The following is a 14446-nucleotide window of genomic DNA, read 5'->3' on the forward strand; positions in this document are numbered from 1 at the left end:
GGTATAGCATTTTTTCAATAAACAATATAGGGTCCACCGCTGCTGCATTACCTTTGCGGCATGGAGGAACATGCCCCGCTTTCTGCTTCCAAGAAGTGTCCCCACTGCGGGTTCTGGTCGCAGTGGCAACAACATTCCAACGACACCTGTGAGCGGTGCGGGCAGCTGCTCGACCCGGAACGAAACCGCAGCGAGCAGGCCCAGGAGCACGCCCGGAACGAGCCGCTTCCGCAGTTCATGCTGATGGAGATAAAGCCCGGGGATGGCCCGGTGCTGCGCTTTTTCAAGACTATCATCCGGGGCGGGCAGCTGGCTTTTGGCGCCACCGTTTCTTTTATTCTCTGGTTTCTGACCATGCTGGCCGGCTAGCCGTGGTGCCCCGGGAGTTCCGGCAGGCTGCTTTCTGGCTGCCCCTGCTGACGTACCTGCTTTATCAGGGCAACCGCCATTTCTGGCAGCTGCCCCTGCCCCCACTGCTCACGGCTTATTTGTCCGATGCGCTGGCTTTGCCGGTGATTCTGACGCTGGCCCTGGTCGTGCAGCGCCGCTGGGTGCACCGCAACCCCGGCTTTGAGCTTCCCGACACCTGGATTCTGGCGGCCTGGATCTACCTGACTATATGGTTTGAAGTACTGCTGCCCCGGTTTTCCGCCGCTGCGGTGGCCGACCCGCTTGACGTGCTGGCCTACGGGCTGGGAGCCCTGTACTTCCGGCAGTTGCTCAACCGCCCACGGTAGCGCGCAACCGAACCTTCCGTTCGCACTCCTTCGTACATCGGCTTTTGAGGCTGCGCTGTCAGAGTCGGCAGCGTCGGCTCACACCTGAACCCGTATGATTGCAGATCTACACCGCGTCCTGAACAGCTACTGGCAGCAGTTTCTTTACATCTCGCCCAAGCTGCTGATTGCGTTCATCGTTTTTGTCTTGGCGATTATCGTTGCCAACCGGCTGAGCGCCCTTATCGGCGGCAAGCTGCAGGCCCAGTCCCACGACCCGCTGATGGCCGAGTTTTTAACCCGCTTCAGCAAATGGGCCCTTATTCTGGCCGGCATCGTGCTGGCCATGGAAGTTATTGGCCTTACCGCCATGGTGGGCGGTCTGCTGGCCGGCGCGGGGCTGTCGGCCTTTATCGTGGGCTTTGCCCTGAAAGACATTGCCGAAAATTTCCTGGCCGGGGTGGTGCTGGCCTTCAACCGCCCCTTCCGCATCCACGACACGGTGCAGATCAAGGACCTGGTGGGCAAAGTAGAAGACCTGAGTCTGCGCACCACGCTGATTAAAACCTTCGATGGCAAGCACATCTTTCTGCCAAACGCCATGGTGCTGCGCGAGCCGCTGACCAACTATACCCGGGACGGCTACATCCGGCAGGACTTCGTGGTCAGCGTGGAGCTGGGCGACGACCCCAACTCCGACCGGGTCGAAGAGCTGCTGCTGAGCTACGTGCAGGCTAACAAGGAGGTGCAGGCCAAAGACCCGCACACGGCCTACGTCATCGTGGAAAAAAGCACGCCGAGTTCGGCCGATATCCGGGTGTACTTCTGGACTTACTCCGAGGACTACCGGCGCGGCACGCTGGTACTCAAGAGTGACCTGCTGAAGGGCGTCAAGGATATGCTGGTGCGGGAGGGCTACCCCGCGCCGGTGTCGGTACAGTAAAGCAGGGCAACTTTTGCCGTGAAGGCCGTCGGATATGTCCGATTTTTGCTAACCTTCGTTGTGCTAAGGTAGCCCGCTCCTGACCGGGCGAAGTCGTACTCAGAATCTCGTCCATGCCTAGAAGTACGTTTCATCGGATTCTGAGCCCCCTGCTGCTGTGGCGCCTGCGTCACATCAACGACCGGGTCTACCTGATTCTGATGAGCGTACTGGTGGGGCTGGCCGCCGGCCTGGCGGCGGTGCTGCTCAAAACCTCCGTGCACGGCGCCCAGCAGCTGCTGTATTCCTGGGTACCCGAGGAAAAGCGGGTGTTTGCCCTGTTTCTGTACCCTATCATCGGTGTGGCCCTCACGGTGCTGTTCACCCGCTACTTCCTGGGCGGCACGCTTAGCCGGGGCATCGGGCCGGTCATCTACAACATCGCCCGGCAGAACAGCATCGTGCCCCGCAGCAAGATGTACTCCCAGCTCGTTACCTCGTTTCTCACCGTCACCTTCGGGGGGTCGGCGGGTCTGGAAGCCCCGATTTCCGTAACGGGCTCGGCCCTGGGCTCCAACCTGGCCCGGATCCTGCGCGTGAGCCGGCGGGAGCGGCGCCTGCTGGTGGGCTGTGGCGCGGCGGCCGGCGTGGCGGCCATCTTCAACAGCCCCATTGCCGGGGTGCTGTTCGCGGTGGAAGTGGTGCTGTCGGAGCTGTCGGCCCCGTTCTTTATTCCGCTGCTGATTTCCTCGGCTACGGCTACGGTGGTATCCAAAGGCCTGTACGAGGGCCAGCCTTTCGTGCTGATTACCAACAGCTGGCCGGTGCAGGCCATTCCGTTCTACGTGATGCTGGGTTTGGGCACGGCGCTGCTGTCGGTGTACATGCTGCGGGTGTACTTCCGGGCCGACGACTTCTTTGAGCGGTGGCCGGGTACGTTCCGTAAGGTGGTGCTGGGCGGCCTGGCGCTGGGCCTGCTGGTTTTCCTGTTTCCGCCCCTCTACGGCGAAGGCTACAACATTGTGCAGGCGTTGCTGGCTGGCAAGCCCGAGCAGCTCACCGACAGCTCCATCTTCTCGGTGTACCGCGACGAGAACGTGTGGATTCTGCTGCTGGTCGCCACGGCCAGTATGCTGCTGAAGGTATTTGCCACCTGCATCACGGTGGGCGCGGGCGGCAACGGCGGCATGTTCGGCTCGTCCCTGTTTACCGGCGCCCTGGGCGGCTTCGTCTTTGCCCGCCTCATCAACCTGAGCGGTCTGTACCCGATTTCCGAAGTACACTTTATCGTGCTGGGCATGGCCGGCACCCTGGCCGGGGTGGTGCACGCCCCGCTCACGGCCATCTTTCTGATTGCCGAAATTACCGGCGGCTACGCCCTGTTCGTGCCGCTGATGCTGGTTACCTCCAGCTCCTACCTCATCTCCCGCTACTTCGAGCCCTACTCGGTGTACACCCGCAAGCTCGTGCAGAAGGGCGTAATCGTGCACGCCGACCGGGACCGGGGCCTGTTTGCCCAGCTTGATCCGCTTTCGATGGTGCAGACCGACTTCATGCCCATTCACCCCGAAAGCACGCTGGGCGACCTGGTCACGGTATTCCGGCACTCCACGCGCAGCATTTTTCCGGTGGTTGATGCCGAGCAGCAGCTCGTGGGCCTGGTCACCGTCGACACCATCCGCGACGCGCTTTTCGACGACGAACACTACAACACCATCCGCGTGGCGGACCTGATGGCGCCCCCGCCGGCCATCATTGAGCCCGGCGACAGTCTGCTCGATACCCTGGGCAGCATGGATCAGCACGGAGCCTGGGCGCTGCCCGTAGTCAACAAGGGCAAGTACGTGGGCTTTATCCTGAAATCCGCCATCCTGGCCGGCTACCGTCGGCAGCTGCTCAAGGAAAGCGAATAAAAGGTATCCTGCTGCCTTACCTTTGGGAGAGCAGCTGACTATGACGCATTCCCAACCGCATAACCTCGCAACTTTACCCGTTGCCATTATCGGTGGCGGGCCGGCAGGGCTGCTGGCGGCGCAGCGACTGGCCGAGGCGGGCTGTCGGGTAGTGGTGTACGAGGCCCAGGCGACGATGGGGCGCAAGTTTCTGGTAGCCGGCCACGGCGGGTTTAACCTGACCAATGACGAGCCCCTGACCGCGTTTGCCACGCGCTACGGCTCGCGGCACCCGACATTCGAAAGCTTTCTACGTTACTTCTCCCCGGCCGACCTGCGCCGGTGGGCCGCTGAGCTGGGCATCGAAACGTTCGTAGGCACGAGCGGCCGGGTGTTTCCTACCGCCGACTACAAGCCGGCCCAGCTGCTCCGCGCCTGGCTTTTGCGCCTGCAGCAGCTGGGCGTATCGCTGAAAACCCGTCACCGCTGGCTGGGATTTGAAGGCCCCCAGACGCTGCGCCTGCGCGATGAAGCAGCCGACACTGAGTTTCTAGTTGAGCCGGCCGCCACGGTACTGGCCCTGGGTGGCGCCAGCTGGGCCAAGACCGGCTCGGATGGGCGCTGGACTGCTCTGCTAGCCGAAATCGGGGTTTCCACCCGGCCATTTGCTCCGGCTAACTGCGGGGCCGAGGTGGCGTGGTCGGCTTTCTTCCGGGAGAAAGCGGGCCGGACTCCGCTAAAGAATATTGCCCTACGCTGCGGAAATGAAAGTCTGAAGGGGGAAGTGCTGCTCACCGACTATGGCCTGGAAGGCACGCCGGTATACGCCCTCACCCGACCCCTGCGGGAGGCCCTGGCCGCCGGTCCAGCTTTTTTGCATCTCAACCTCAAGCCCGACCTGCACCCGGATCAGCTGCAACAGAAGCTGCAGCGCCCCCGCAACGGTAAATCCCTGGCTTCCTTTCTCCAGCAGCAGCTAAGTCTGGGAGCACCGGTGCCGGCGCTGCTGCGCGAGGTTGCTCCACCCGAAGCCACGGCCGACCCGGCAATGCTGGCCCGGCTGCTTCAGAACCTGCCCGTGCCCGTTACGGGCCTGCGCCCCCTCGACGAGGCTATTTCCACCGCCGGGGGCGTACCGTTTGCGGAAGTTGATGGCCACCTAATGCTGAACCGCCGGCCCGGCACCTTTGTAGCCGGGGAAATGCTCGACTGGGAAGCCCCGACGGGCGGCTACCTGCTGCAGGGCTGCTTCAGTACCGGAGCCTGGGCCGCGCGGGGCGTGGTGGAATGGCTGGAGAAATCAACCAGTGTACTAAGCTAGTCAGCCTCCATCTCACCGAAAACTTGGCAGCGTTTGGTCATTTCCACGCTTCATCAAACTCATCTTTAGTAATCCTGAACTCTTCGAACTCTCCGAGGTCCAGTGCTTGATCAGCAAGGAACCCATATTCGTCATCAGGGTTCTGCAGGCTGTATTTCAGGTGTTGCCCATTGGCATAAAGTATTATCTGACGAAGTGCCATTCCCTCTATATCAGTCTCAAAAAGCCATACTGATGTACCCCACCCGCCAGTCAAAGATCCACTGTCAGCTTCGTACCACGGGCGCTTGAAGTACAGTGTCATTTAAAAACACAGAAAAACAGCTACCTAAAAAGCTTACGACCAATTACCGCCGCCCCGTGTCGGCCAGCTCGGCTTCGGCCAGGATTTCCCGGGCTTCATCGACCAGGTACTGGCCCGGGTTCAGGAGCTGCTCGCGGTAAAGCAGGGCGAAGAGCACGAAAAAGGAACCGATAGGCAGCACGCAGCCCAGAGCAAACCAGAGCCAGAACGAGCGGCCGTGGCTATAGGCGCAGTAGCCGGTGACGAGCGGCAGAATCGCCATCGCGCAGATCAGGCCCAGAACAGCTTCGATAACTACCATGGCAGCAGGAGTTTGGCACCGGCAACCCGGTAGCCCAAGATACAGGCAGCCAAAGCGTTTCGCAAGCCCGCCACGGGAAAGATTTGTCTTTTTAACCGCCCTGCTTCCAGAAAGTTGGGCCGAACCGGCTAATGCCGGCCTTTTGAGGCTCTACCTTATGGTACTTTTTCGCGTAAGTAGTAGTATACTGCCTCGCGGCACCTTTCCGCCGACCACCCGAATACCCTATGTGGGAACACCAAAGCCTGTTTCGCGTCACGGCTCAGCTGTTTGCTGATGGCGTCTTCAACCTTCTCGACCGTAACCTGAAGCCCGAGGTCTTCCTGCTGGGTTTGGCTTCGGCCCGCGAAACCGATGAGCCCCAGGCCGTAGTCGTGGAGCCCCCCACCCACCGCTATTCTCCGGCTGACTTTGCCAACGTGAAAACCATGGCCGCCGAGCTGGAGCCCGACGGCCCCCGGGAAATTGTGTACCATCTGCACCCGGCCGACCATGACCGGTTTGAGAAGCGCCGCTGGTATGAGCTGCTGCGCCGGGCCACCAAGCTCACCGCCAACTACGTAGCCGCCTCGCTGCACGAGGACCGGGTGAGCTTCTGCGCCCTGCCGGTGAGCGTGCACGGCTACCTGGTGTTTGTGGTGCTCCAGCTTTCGGCCGAGGCCTACGGCAGCTACTACTCCTTGCCCACCCAGGGCACCACCCGCCCCGGCTCCCTGGTCAATGCTGCCGTGTACGAGTTTCTGCAGGACTGCTCCCGGGCGCTGCGCGAGTCGGAAACCGATGAGGACCGCCCCATCCTGGACCGCGACTACAACGAGGTGCTGCGCGCCGCCGGCCGCCGGTTTATGCTGCGGGCCGCCGCTGGCACCCACGGCCTCTACGACGCCTGCAACGGCGTGGCCGCCCTGCGCCACGAGGGCGACGAGGGCATCGGCACCATGCTCGTGGCCAAGCGCCACCATGCCGCCGTAGTGCCGGTCCTGACCCTGGAGACGCCCATTCCCCTGCGGGACCACCGCTCCATCCGCAAGCTGCTGGAGCTGAGCGAAGGCCGCACCGCCCTGGTCACGGATGCGTCCGACGTATTCGGCCTGGGCTACCTGGTGGAGCCGTCGGACCCCAACTACGAGCCTACGTTCGTGATTCACTTCACCAAGCACTACAGCTGGGAGCTCAGCCACGACGGGCAGGTGATGATGAAGGTGGTGTCGAACACGCCCCGCCTGCCCCAGGGCAAGGTCGACGAGAACAACTTTGCCCGAGCCGTACAGCGGGTATTTCCCAGTCTTGACACGGCCGGAGTCGCCTACCTCTGGGAGCTGACCCAGAAAGCCACCACCCAGCCGAATGGTACTATTCTGGTTATCAGCGAAGGAGCCGCCCAGGAAGCCGTGCGCCTAACCCGGCAGTGCTTCCGGGTAGCCCCGCGCATTATCACGCCCTCGGTGCTGCGCCTCGTCACGAATATCGACGGGGCGGTGCTCATTAACCCCGCTGGCACCTGCTACGCCATCGGGGCCATCCTCGACGGCCTGGCCACCGAGAAAGGCGACTCGTCCCGCGGCTCCCGCTACAACTCAGCCCTGCGCTACGTGGAAAGCAGCCGCTACCCTTGTCTGGCCGTCGTCGTCAGCGAAGACGGGCTCATCGACCTGCTCCCACCCATCCGGCGGTGATTTTATTGCTGTCCCGATAGGCTGAGGGAGCCTCAGTTTCCTACGAGGCTATCCATCACGGGCACTGCGCTAAACTGTTCCTGACCAAAAAGCCCCGACGTATGCGTACATCGGGGCTTCTTGCTTAGAGTGTTTTTGTGTTGCTCCGGCCGGCCGCGACCCCACTTTAGTTAGGAATGCGCGCAATACCTACGGATTAGCACATCAGCACATAAATAAAATTACCCGTTCACGCTGGCCATCATGGCTTCAGGGTAGCGGGGTCCGGCAATGGCATTGCGGGGAGCCACTTCTTCGATTTGCGTTAGCTCCTCTTTCGAAAGGCTAAGGCTTAGGGCGGCTACGTTTTCCTCCAGGTAGGAGACGCGCTTGGTGCCGGGAATCGGGACGATGTCCGGGCCCTGCGCCAGCACCCAGGCCAGGGCCAGCTGTCCGGGCGTGCAGCCCTTGGCTTCGGCCAGCTCCTGGATGCGGGCTACCACGTCGAGGTTGCGCTGAAAGTTCTCCCCCTGAAACCGGGGCGTGTGGCGGCGGTAGTCGTCGGCATCGAGGTCCTCAAAGCGTCTGATCTGCCCGGTCAGGAAGCCCCGGCCCAGGGGGCTGTAGGGCACAAAGCCGATGCCCAGCTCCCGACAGGTTTGCAAAATCTCGTCTTCGGGGTCCCGGCTCCAGAGCGAATACTCGGTTTGCAGGGCGGAAATCGGATGCACGCCACTGGCGCGGCGCAGGGTTTCAGGAGCCGCCTCCGAAAGGCCCAGAAAGCGCACCTTGCCTTCCTGCACCAGCCCGGCCATGGCCCCCACGGTTTCTTCAATGGGCGTCTGCGGGTCGACGCGGTGCTGGTAGTACAGGTCGATGTAGTCGGTTTTCAGGCGGCGCAGCGAGTCTTCGCAGGCCTTCTTCACGTACTCCGGTCGGCCGTTGATACCCCGGACGGCGGGGTTATTCGGGTCGCGCACGATGCCGAACTTGGTCGCCAGCACCACCTGTTCCCGGCGCCCCGCAAAGGCCCGGGCCAGCAACTCCTCGTTCTTGAAAGGTCCGTACATATCGGCCGTATCGAAGAAGGTGACGCCCAGCTCCTGTGCCCGGTGAATGGTGCGGATGCTTTCGGCATCGTTGGTCTGCCCGTAAAAGTCGGACATGCCCATGCAGCCCAGTCCGAGGGCCGAAACCTGCAGGCCCTGCCGGCCCAGTGTGCGTTGTTCCATTGCTTAAGAATTGCTGGTTAGTGGTTGATTGCTGCTTGCTGCTTACGCTTTTAAACACTGAGCAGATAACGACCAGCAGCTAGAAAGGTAGCGACGGCGCGGAGCCGGGTTTAACAGCCGTTTTCCGGCCGGGCCCGTTTAATACGCCTAAACGACCCCGCCATGGCCACTCTCCGTCCTACCGCCACCAACTCCACCACCCCTACTTTCGACTCGGATGAGCGTCTGCGCTGGGTCGAAGGCATTGCCCGGCTGATGGACAGTCAGTTTCGCCTGCCGGGCACCCGCTTCCGCTTCGGCCTCGACCCCATCCTGGGTTTGCTGCCCATCGTGGGCGACCTGTCCACCTTTGCCGTATCCGGCGCTCTGTTGATGACCATGATGAAGCACGGGGCCAGCGGTAGTCTGGTCGTGCGCATGATGCTGAACATCCTGCTGGACACCGTTGTGGGCGCCATTCCGATCCTGGGCAATCTGTTTGACTTCGCCTACAAAAGCAACGACCGGAACGTGAAGCTGCTGCGCCAGCACTACGCCGAAGGCAAGCACACCGGCAGCGGCAAAGGGCTGCTTATCGTTGTGCTGGTGGGCTTCCTGATTTTCCTGGGTTTGCTGCTCTGGGGGCTATGGTCCCTGACAGCCTACCTCTGGCAATACGGCCAGCAACACCTCTGGTAGGGCTTGGCTCATGATAGCACGTCGTTGGTCAGAGCAGGGAGAATCGTTTTCTAAAAAGAGCGTCATTCCGAAGGAAGCTCGGAATGACGCTCTTTTTAGAAGTTAGAAGCAACGTTCTCACGCTGGGTCAACGGCGCGGGGCTTGGGTTCCTCGGTACTCTCGGAATGACCATATCATTCCACCTTCTCAGCTTGATTTTACTTTGTATTACAAAGTACTTTTTATAATTTTACACCGTTCTTTGATTTTCTCCTGGGAATGGGAATTACCCAACCTGGGCATCCTTTCGTCCGGCTTATAGTTTAGCTGCGACCAGTCAGCTGTTGCTTTCCTCTGCTATGACTTATTTCGTTTCCCCCGGCTCCGTGGTGCGCCAGATCTGGGGCAAAGCCGACACGGTGCTGTTCATCTTTGCCGGGGCGGCAGCCGAGTTTGCCCTGAACAAGGCCGTCGACTGGCTTTACTTCACCGGCCGCCTGCCCGCCGATCCGCTGGCCCGGCTTTTTTCGACCGTCACCTACGCCCGCCAGATCGTGTTTGCAGACCGCACCGGGGCCGAGCAGGCCATCGACACCATTGCCGGCATCCACGCCGCCGTGGAGAAAAGCCGGGGCGCGGCCATTCCCGACTGGGCTTACCGCGACGTGCTTTACATGCTGATCCACTACTCCATCAGCGCCTTTGAGGTGCTGGAGCGGCCGACGACGGAAGCTGAAAAGCAGGAGGTATTCGACGTTTTCATCCGGGTCGGCCGGCGCATGGGCATCCCCGACCTGCCCGCCTCCTACGCGGCCTGGCTGCCCGACCGCCAGCGTCACCTCGCCCAGGATCTGCAGTACAGCCGCTACACCGACGACCTTTACCAGCAGTACCGCAAGCACCTGGGTCTTGTGCGCTACCGCCTGCTGCTCGAAGCCCAGCGCCTGGTGGTGCCGCCCGTAGTGCGGGAGTTTCTGAAGCTGCGGGCGTGGTCGTGGCTACAGCCGGTGCTGCCGCTCTACCGCCGGGGGCAGCACCTGGGCCTGAGCCGGTGGGCCCGTACGAGCCTGCTGCCGACCGACTACAAGGACCGGATTCTGGCCCTGGACCATGAACCAGCCGAGCTGGGGGCGTGATGGTGCCGCGTTTGCGTTCTACCTTTGCCCTGTGAATATCTTTCGTCTTTCCCCCTGGCTGCCGGCCGGTTTGCTGCTGGCGGCCCTGCCCGCCTGCCTGTCGCTGCAAAGCGAGGAGCAACGAGCCGAAGCCGCCGAAAAAGCCGTGCTGGCCAGGCACGATGAGCTGATGCTGCAGATGGACCAGCTTTACCTCCTGCGCCAGCAGCTGCAGAAGGCTACCGCCGCCGACACCCAGCTCGTTAGCCGGCGCCGCCGGGAGCTGCTGGCCGCCGAGGCCGGCATGATGGACTGGATGCACCAGTACCGCCGCCCCGCCGATACGGTGGCTCCGGCCCGCGCCATCACCTACTACGCGGCCCAGCAGCTGCGCATCGATTCCGTAGGCCAGCTGATGCGCGCCAGCCAGGATTCGGCCCGCGCCCTGCTGCGCCGAACCGGTACTACACCCACTTCCCCCCGCACATGAACCTGACTTCCCTGCGCCGCACCCTGGGCGCGTTTGCCTTTGTGCTGGCCGGCTTTGCCGGCCTGACCTCCTGCGCCGATAAAGCCGAAACAGCCGACCTGCCCGAGCAACTGCCCTTCGTAGGCGAGCGGGAAATTCGCCCCCGGGCCGACGGTGGCCCTGCCGATACAGTTATTGCCACTATTCCGGACTTCCGGCTGCGCAATCAGGACGGGCAGGTTATCACCAACGCCACCTTTGGAGGCAAGGTCTACATCACCGACTTCTTCTTTGCCACCTGCCCCAGCATCTGCCCCAAGATGCAGAGCGAGCTGCTGCGCGTGTACGAGAAGTTCAAGGGCGACGAGCGGGTGCATTTCCTGTCCCACACCATCGACCCGGCCCACGACTCCATTCCCGTGCTGCGCGACTACGCCCAGCGCCTCGGCATTCAGAACGCCGCCCGCTGGCACTTTGCCACGGCATCCCACGACTCTATCTTCAGCCTGGCCCGGGCCTACATGACAGCCGCCCAGAAAGACAGCACCGTCGCCGGCGGCTTTGCCCACAGCGGAGCCTTTGCCCTGATCGACTCCCAGCGCCGGATCCGGGGGGTCTACGACGGCATGAACCCGCTGGAAGTAGAACGCCTTATGCAGGAGCTGCCCGTGCTGCTGGCCGAGGAAAAAGCCCGGGCCGGAAAATGAGCCGCCTGCTGCGTCTGGCCGGAGCGCTGGCGTTCCTGCTGATTCTGGCCGGCTGCTTTACCGAGCGGCAGAACGAAGGTCACCGCCTTTACGACGCCAACTGCTCGAACTGCCACGGCGAATCGGGGGAAGGCCTGCGCCAGCTGATTCCGCCCCTGGCCGGCTCCGACTACCTGAAGGTTAACCGCGCGGCCCTGGCCTGCCTGCTGCGCAAGGGAGCCAACGGTCCGATGACGGTGAACGGCAAGCTTTACCAGCAGGTGATGCCGGGCAATGCCACGCTGACCGACGCCGAAATCACCAACCTGCTGAACTACGTACAGACCTCCTGGGGTAATTCGAACGAGGTATTTACCATCCGCGAAGTCACCGAGCAGCTGACCGGCTGCGGGGGCAGCATCGTACGCTAAGGCCCTGCTGGCGGCGGCCGCACCGTAATTTTCCAGTGCAAGGCCGGCTTCCGGGCCATGTTTTTACGGTAATCATGAGTAGCTTGCCTATTCAAATCATCTGCTTGCTATGGGTCTGTTTGACTTTTTGAAATCCAAGAAAGATTCCGGCGCCACGCCGTCCACACCCCCGGCGGCCCCGGCCTCCACGCCCCCGTCGGAACCGGCGGCCAAACCAGCCAGCGGCCCGCGCTACCAGGGCTCCAAGCATACGGCGCCGGCAACGCCTATCATGCCGGTGCCCGGCATCCCGCCCGTGCAGCCGCTGGTCACGCCCCCGGCCCCGCCCGCCTTCCAGCCCACCAACATTCTGGAGGAGCTGCTGCTGCACGCCGCCACGCAGGTGGAGGCGCGTCCGGCTTTCTACCAGGCCCTGCTGCGCGAGAACCTCATTGTACTGACGGCCCCGCGCGAAGGCGAAGAGCCGGGAGAGATTAAGATTTCGGAAGGTGCCGAGGTGCAGCTGCAGGTGCTGCATGACGGCCGCATTGCCATCTTCACCTCCGAGGCCCGCATCTATGACGCGGGCGTGGTAAAGGAGCCTGTTTCTTTTCTGCGGGCCCGGGGCTTCGACTTCTTTCAGATGATTCAGGGGGCCAACTGCATGCTGAACCCCTTCTCGCCGGTGGGCAAGCCCCTGGAAGCCGAGGAGCTGGCCGACCTGCTGGCCGGCCGCCTGTTTGAGGCTCCTCCCCTGCCCGAAGGGCAGGAAGCCCAGGTGCTGCTGGGCCAGCCGGCGGAGTATCCCGAGGCTCTGGCGAAATCTATCCGCTCGGCCTGCGCCACCATTCCGACCGTCAAAACCGTGTACCTGGCCCAGATGCACGTGCAGGACAGCCCCGAGCCGCCCCGCCTGCTGCTGGCCTTCGACGTGGAAGGCGAGGACCACGCGTTCCTGCAGGACCTGGGCGAAGCCGTCCGCGGCAACCTGGGGGAACACCAGCTGGTGGATATGCTCGTCGTCAGCCCCGACCCGGACGATCAGCTGGCCAACTACCTGCGCCAGACCAAGCCCGTCTACCAGCGCGGGTAGCGGCTGGACTTTTGTCATCACAAAAACGGCCCGCTTTGCAGCGGGCCGTTTGCGTTACAGCGAGGAGTCGGGGGTAGCCTGCCGGGCGGCAATGCGGCGGAACAGCGGGCGAAGGCCATAAAACAGCAGGAGGCCAATTGGCACCATCGCCAGGGCCCAGATCAGCAGGGCGCCCAGGCTGGCCTTCCACAGCAGCTGCGCGGCCCCGCTCCAGTCGTGGGCAAACAAATACCTGAGCTTGGCCAGTGTCAGCTCCGGGCCGTGCCCTTTGATGAGCAGCCGGGCGCCGAGGCGCAACAGCGGAATAAGCAGCAGCAGCTGCACCGGGCTGAGCAGGTGGCTGACCAGCAGCATAGCCGCTACGTTCAGCCGCAGGCGCAGGGCGGCAAAGGTGCTCAGCAGCGACGTTGCCCCCAGCACCGGCACTACCCCAAATGCTACTCCCAGGGCAATGGTCAGGGCCAGCTGACTGGGCGACAAGCCCTGCTTAAGCAGATCCAGCAGCGGGTCGACCACGCGCCGACGCAGCCAGCCAGCGGACGAGGGAGGGGCAGACGGCGGAGTAGTCGGCAGGACGGGCAAAGCAGCAATGAATAGCGAGGCAGGAAAACCGGTGGCATTGCGCCAAAGGCAGGTTCAGCCTACCTTCGTCACCTCCACCGAACGGCCCCACGCCGGCAGTTAGTACGCGAGGCCGATGACAAATGTACGCGAGCCGGGTCAGCCCCGGCGTAAAGTCTGGACGGATTTCTTTCTGCTCCTCAAGCGGGCCGCCAAGGAGCTGGCGGCTAACGACCCGCTCCGGCTGGGCGCGGCCACGGCGTTCTTCACCACCTTCGCCCTGCCCCCGATCCTGATTATCCTGATTCAGTTCCTGGGCTCCCTCTATTCCACATCCATCGTGCGGGAGCTGCTGCTGGCCAAGCTCTCGGATCTGCTGGGGTCTTCCGCCACCGAGCTGTTCGAGCAGATCCTGCAGAATGTGACCAACGGGGAGCGGAACCGGCTGGTTGCCACCCTGGGCTTCGGCTTTCTGCTGTTTATTGCCACCACGCTGTTTGTCATCATCCAGAACTCCCTGAACCAGATCTGGCAGGTGCGGCTGCTGCGAAACTCCGGGCGGTTTGCCAAGATCTACAAGGAGCGGCTCCGGTCCCTGGGCGTGCTGGTCGTGACCGGCCTGCTGTCCTTAATAGCCTTTGCCTTTGATGCAGCCCTGGCCTTTTTCGCCGACTACATCCGCCCCTTCGACGCCACGTTCGTGTATTACCTGGTGATGGTCCTGAACCAGGTGATGTCCCTGCTGATTCTGGCGGCCTGGTTTGCCGTTACGTTCCGCAACCTGAGCAATGCCATCGTTCCCTGGCGGGCCGTCTGGCGGGGGGCGGCCTTTACGGCGGTCATGATTGACCTGGGCGAGTTTGTGCTGGGCCACCTGCTGGTGCCCCGCAACCTAGGCCCCATCTACGGGCACGCCTCCAGCATTGTGCTCGTGCTGCTGTTCGTGTTTTACTCGGCCATGATTTTCTACTTCGGAGCCTGCTTCACCAAAGTGTATGCGCACTACGTGGGCATGGACATTCGCCCGAAAAAGTACGCTGTCAGCTACCGGCTGGTAAACGTGTCTTCAGAGCGGATTGGCGAGTAGCAGGCCAGGCTGGCTGACCAGCTC

At 62.5% G+C, this 14446-nt stretch carries 17 protein-coding genes; 13 read left to right on the top strand and 4 right to left on the bottom strand.

Going from position 1 to position 14446, the window contains the following annotated elements; translation table 11 throughout:
- Nucleotides 1-60: 60 nt before the first annotated feature.
- The 5 genes from LJY25_RS07835 to LJY25_RS07855 all read left to right on the top strand — a co-directional run bounded on the left by LJY25_RS07835 (nucleotide 61) and on the right by LJY25_RS07855 (nucleotide 4851).
- Nucleotides 61-369: a hypothetical protein gene (locus LJY25_RS07835; protein WP_227607766.1), complete on the top strand. Its 309-nt coding sequence runs from the start codon at nucleotides 61-63 to the stop codon at nucleotides 367-369.
- Nucleotides 370-371: 2 nt separating this feature from the next.
- The gene (locus tag LJY25_RS07840) at nucleotides 372-737 is read left to right on the top strand and encodes a magnesium citrate secondary transporter (protein ID WP_227607767.1); all 366 of its coding nucleotides are present in this window, start codon (nucleotides 372-374) and stop codon (nucleotides 735-737) included.
- 94 nt (nucleotides 738-831) lie between these two features.
- A complete protein-coding gene (locus LJY25_RS07845) occupies nucleotides 832-1659 on the top strand; it encodes a mechanosensitive ion channel family protein (RefSeq protein ID WP_227607768.1) in 828 nt (275 codons plus the stop codon).
- Nucleotides 1660-1772: 113 nt separating this feature from the next.
- Nucleotides 1773-3551, top strand: coding sequence for a chloride channel protein (locus LJY25_RS07850; RefSeq protein ID WP_227607769.1), 1779 nt, complete (start codon nucleotides 1773-1775; stop codon nucleotides 3549-3551).
- Nucleotides 3552-3591: 40 nt separating this feature from the next.
- On the top strand, nucleotides 3592-4851 hold the full coding sequence (locus tag LJY25_RS07855; protein ID WP_227607770.1) for a BaiN/RdsA family NAD(P)/FAD-dependent oxidoreductase: 1260 nt from the start codon (nucleotides 3592-3594) through the stop codon (nucleotides 4849-4851).
- Nucleotides 4852-4888: 37 nt separating this feature from the next.
- Here the strand turns inward: LJY25_RS07855 and LJY25_RS07860 are convergent, their stop codons facing one another.
- Together LJY25_RS07860 and LJY25_RS07865 are read right to left on the bottom strand one after the other, a co-directional pair.
- Nucleotides 4889-5155, bottom strand: a complete 267-nt coding sequence (locus LJY25_RS07860) for a hypothetical protein (protein ID WP_227607771.1) — start codon at nucleotides 5153-5155, stop codon at nucleotides 4889-4891.
- A 43-nt stretch (nucleotides 5156-5198) separates the two neighbouring features.
- Nucleotides 5199-5456, bottom strand: coding sequence for a hypothetical protein (locus tag LJY25_RS07865; RefSeq protein ID WP_227607772.1), 258 nt, complete (start codon nucleotides 5454-5456; stop codon nucleotides 5199-5201).
- Between the two features lie 227 nt (nucleotides 5457-5683).
- Between LJY25_RS07865 and LJY25_RS07870 the strand changes: the two genes are divergently transcribed.
- The gene (locus tag LJY25_RS07870) at nucleotides 5684-7132 is read left to right on the top strand and encodes a diadenylate cyclase (protein WP_227607773.1); all 1449 of its coding nucleotides are present in this window, start codon (nucleotides 5684-5686) and stop codon (nucleotides 7130-7132) included.
- A 221-nt stretch (nucleotides 7133-7353) separates the two neighbouring features.
- On the opposite strand, the gene LJY25_RS07875 is transcribed toward LJY25_RS07870, so the two are convergent.
- Complete coding sequence (locus LJY25_RS07875) at nucleotides 7354-8343, bottom strand: aldo/keto reductase (protein WP_227607774.1); 990 nt, start codon at nucleotides 8341-8343, stop codon at nucleotides 7354-7356.
- Between the two features lie 162 nt (nucleotides 8344-8505).
- Between LJY25_RS07875 and LJY25_RS07880 the strand changes: the two genes are divergently transcribed.
- The 6 genes from LJY25_RS07880 (at nucleotide 8506) to LJY25_RS07905 (ending at nucleotide 12774) form a co-directional block, all read left to right on the top strand.
- Nucleotides 8506-9021: a DUF4112 domain-containing protein gene (locus LJY25_RS07880; RefSeq protein ID WP_227607775.1), complete on the top strand. Its 516-nt coding sequence runs from the start codon at nucleotides 8506-8508 to the stop codon at nucleotides 9019-9021.
- Between the two features lie 339 nt (nucleotides 9022-9360).
- The gene (locus LJY25_RS07885) at nucleotides 9361-10137 is read left to right on the top strand and encodes an oxygenase MpaB family protein (RefSeq protein ID WP_227607776.1); all 777 of its coding nucleotides are present in this window, start codon (nucleotides 9361-9363) and stop codon (nucleotides 10135-10137) included.
- 31 nt (nucleotides 10138-10168) lie between these two features.
- Nucleotides 10169-10606, top strand: a complete 438-nt coding sequence (locus LJY25_RS07890; protein ID WP_227607777.1) for a hypothetical protein — start codon at nucleotides 10169-10171, stop codon at nucleotides 10604-10606.
- Complete coding sequence (locus LJY25_RS07895) at nucleotides 10603-11292, top strand: SCO family protein (protein WP_227607778.1); 690 nt, start codon at nucleotides 10603-10605, stop codon at nucleotides 11290-11292. The genes LJY25_RS07890 and LJY25_RS07895 overlap by 4 nt, the downstream gene beginning before the upstream one ends.
- On the top strand, nucleotides 11289-11702 hold the full coding sequence (locus tag LJY25_RS07900) for a c-type cytochrome (protein ID WP_227607779.1): 414 nt from the start codon (nucleotides 11289-11291) through the stop codon (nucleotides 11700-11702). Before LJY25_RS07895 ends, LJY25_RS07900 begins: the two co-directional genes overlap by 4 nt.
- Nucleotides 11703-11829: 127 nt before the next feature.
- On the top strand, nucleotides 11830-12774 hold the full coding sequence (locus LJY25_RS07905; protein WP_227607780.1) for an enhanced serine sensitivity protein SseB C-terminal domain-containing protein: 945 nt from the start codon (nucleotides 11830-11832) through the stop codon (nucleotides 12772-12774).
- A 54-nt stretch (nucleotides 12775-12828) separates the two neighbouring features.
- Here LJY25_RS07905 and LJY25_RS07910 read toward each other — a convergent pair whose 3' ends face one another.
- A complete protein-coding gene (locus LJY25_RS07910) occupies nucleotides 12829-13356 on the bottom strand; it encodes a DUF2062 domain-containing protein (protein ID WP_227607781.1) in 528 nt (175 codons plus the stop codon).
- A 115-nt stretch (nucleotides 13357-13471) separates the two neighbouring features.
- Between LJY25_RS07910 and LJY25_RS07915 the strand changes: the two genes are divergently transcribed.
- Nucleotides 13472-14422, top strand: a complete 951-nt coding sequence (locus tag LJY25_RS07915) for a YihY/virulence factor BrkB family protein (RefSeq protein ID WP_227607782.1) — start codon at nucleotides 13472-13474, stop codon at nucleotides 14420-14422.
- Nucleotides 14423-14446 lie beyond the last annotated feature (24 nt).

The organism is Hymenobacter translucens (assembly GCF_020685205.1).
GTDB lineage: Bacteria > Bacteroidota > Bacteroidia > Cytophagales > Hymenobacteraceae > Hymenobacter > Hymenobacter translucens.

Bases quoted from the DNA above. Each gene is read 5' to 3' on its own strand.
- LJY25_RS07855 (WP_227607770.1), top strand. From the start codon at position 3,592: ATGACGCATTCCCAACCGCATAACCTCGCAACTTTACCCGTTGCCATT.
- LJY25_RS07860 (WP_227607771.1), bottom strand. From the start codon at position 5,155: ATGACACTGTACTTCAAGCGCCCGTGGTACGAAGCTGACAGTGGATCT.
- LJY25_RS07875 (WP_227607774.1), bottom strand. From the start codon at position 8,343: ATGGAACAACGCACACTGGGCCGGCAGGGCCTGCAGGTTTCGGCCCTC.
- LJY25_RS07895 (WP_227607778.1), top strand. From the start codon at position 10,603: ATGAACCTGACTTCCCTGCGCCGCACCCTGGGCGCGTTTGCCTTTGTG.
- LJY25_RS07865 (WP_227607772.1), bottom strand. From the start codon at position 5,456: ATGGTAGTTATCGAAGCTGTTCTGGGCCTGATCTGCGCGATGGCGATT.
- LJY25_RS07880 (WP_227607775.1), top strand. From the start codon at position 8,506: ATGGCCACTCTCCGTCCTACCGCCACCAACTCCACCACCCCTACTTTC.
- LJY25_RS07885 (WP_227607776.1), top strand. From the start codon at position 9,361: ATGACTTATTTCGTTTCCCCCGGCTCCGTGGTGCGCCAGATCTGGGGC.
- LJY25_RS07850 (WP_227607769.1), top strand. From the start codon at position 1,773: ATGCCTAGAAGTACGTTTCATCGGATTCTGAGCCCCCTGCTGCTGTGG.
- LJY25_RS07870 (WP_227607773.1), top strand. From the start codon at position 5,684: ATGTGGGAACACCAAAGCCTGTTTCGCGTCACGGCTCAGCTGTTTGCT.
- LJY25_RS07845 (WP_227607768.1), top strand. From the start codon at position 832: ATGATTGCAGATCTACACCGCGTCCTGAACAGCTACTGGCAGCAGTTT.
- LJY25_RS07900 (WP_227607779.1), top strand. From the start codon at position 11,289: ATGAGCCGCCTGCTGCGTCTGGCCGGAGCGCTGGCGTTCCTGCTGATT.
- LJY25_RS07835 (WP_227607766.1), top strand. From the start codon at position 61: ATGGAGGAACATGCCCCGCTTTCTGCTTCCAAGAAGTGTCCCCACTGC.
- LJY25_RS07915 (WP_227607782.1), top strand. From the start codon at position 13,472: ATGACAAATGTACGCGAGCCGGGTCAGCCCCGGCGTAAAGTCTGGACG.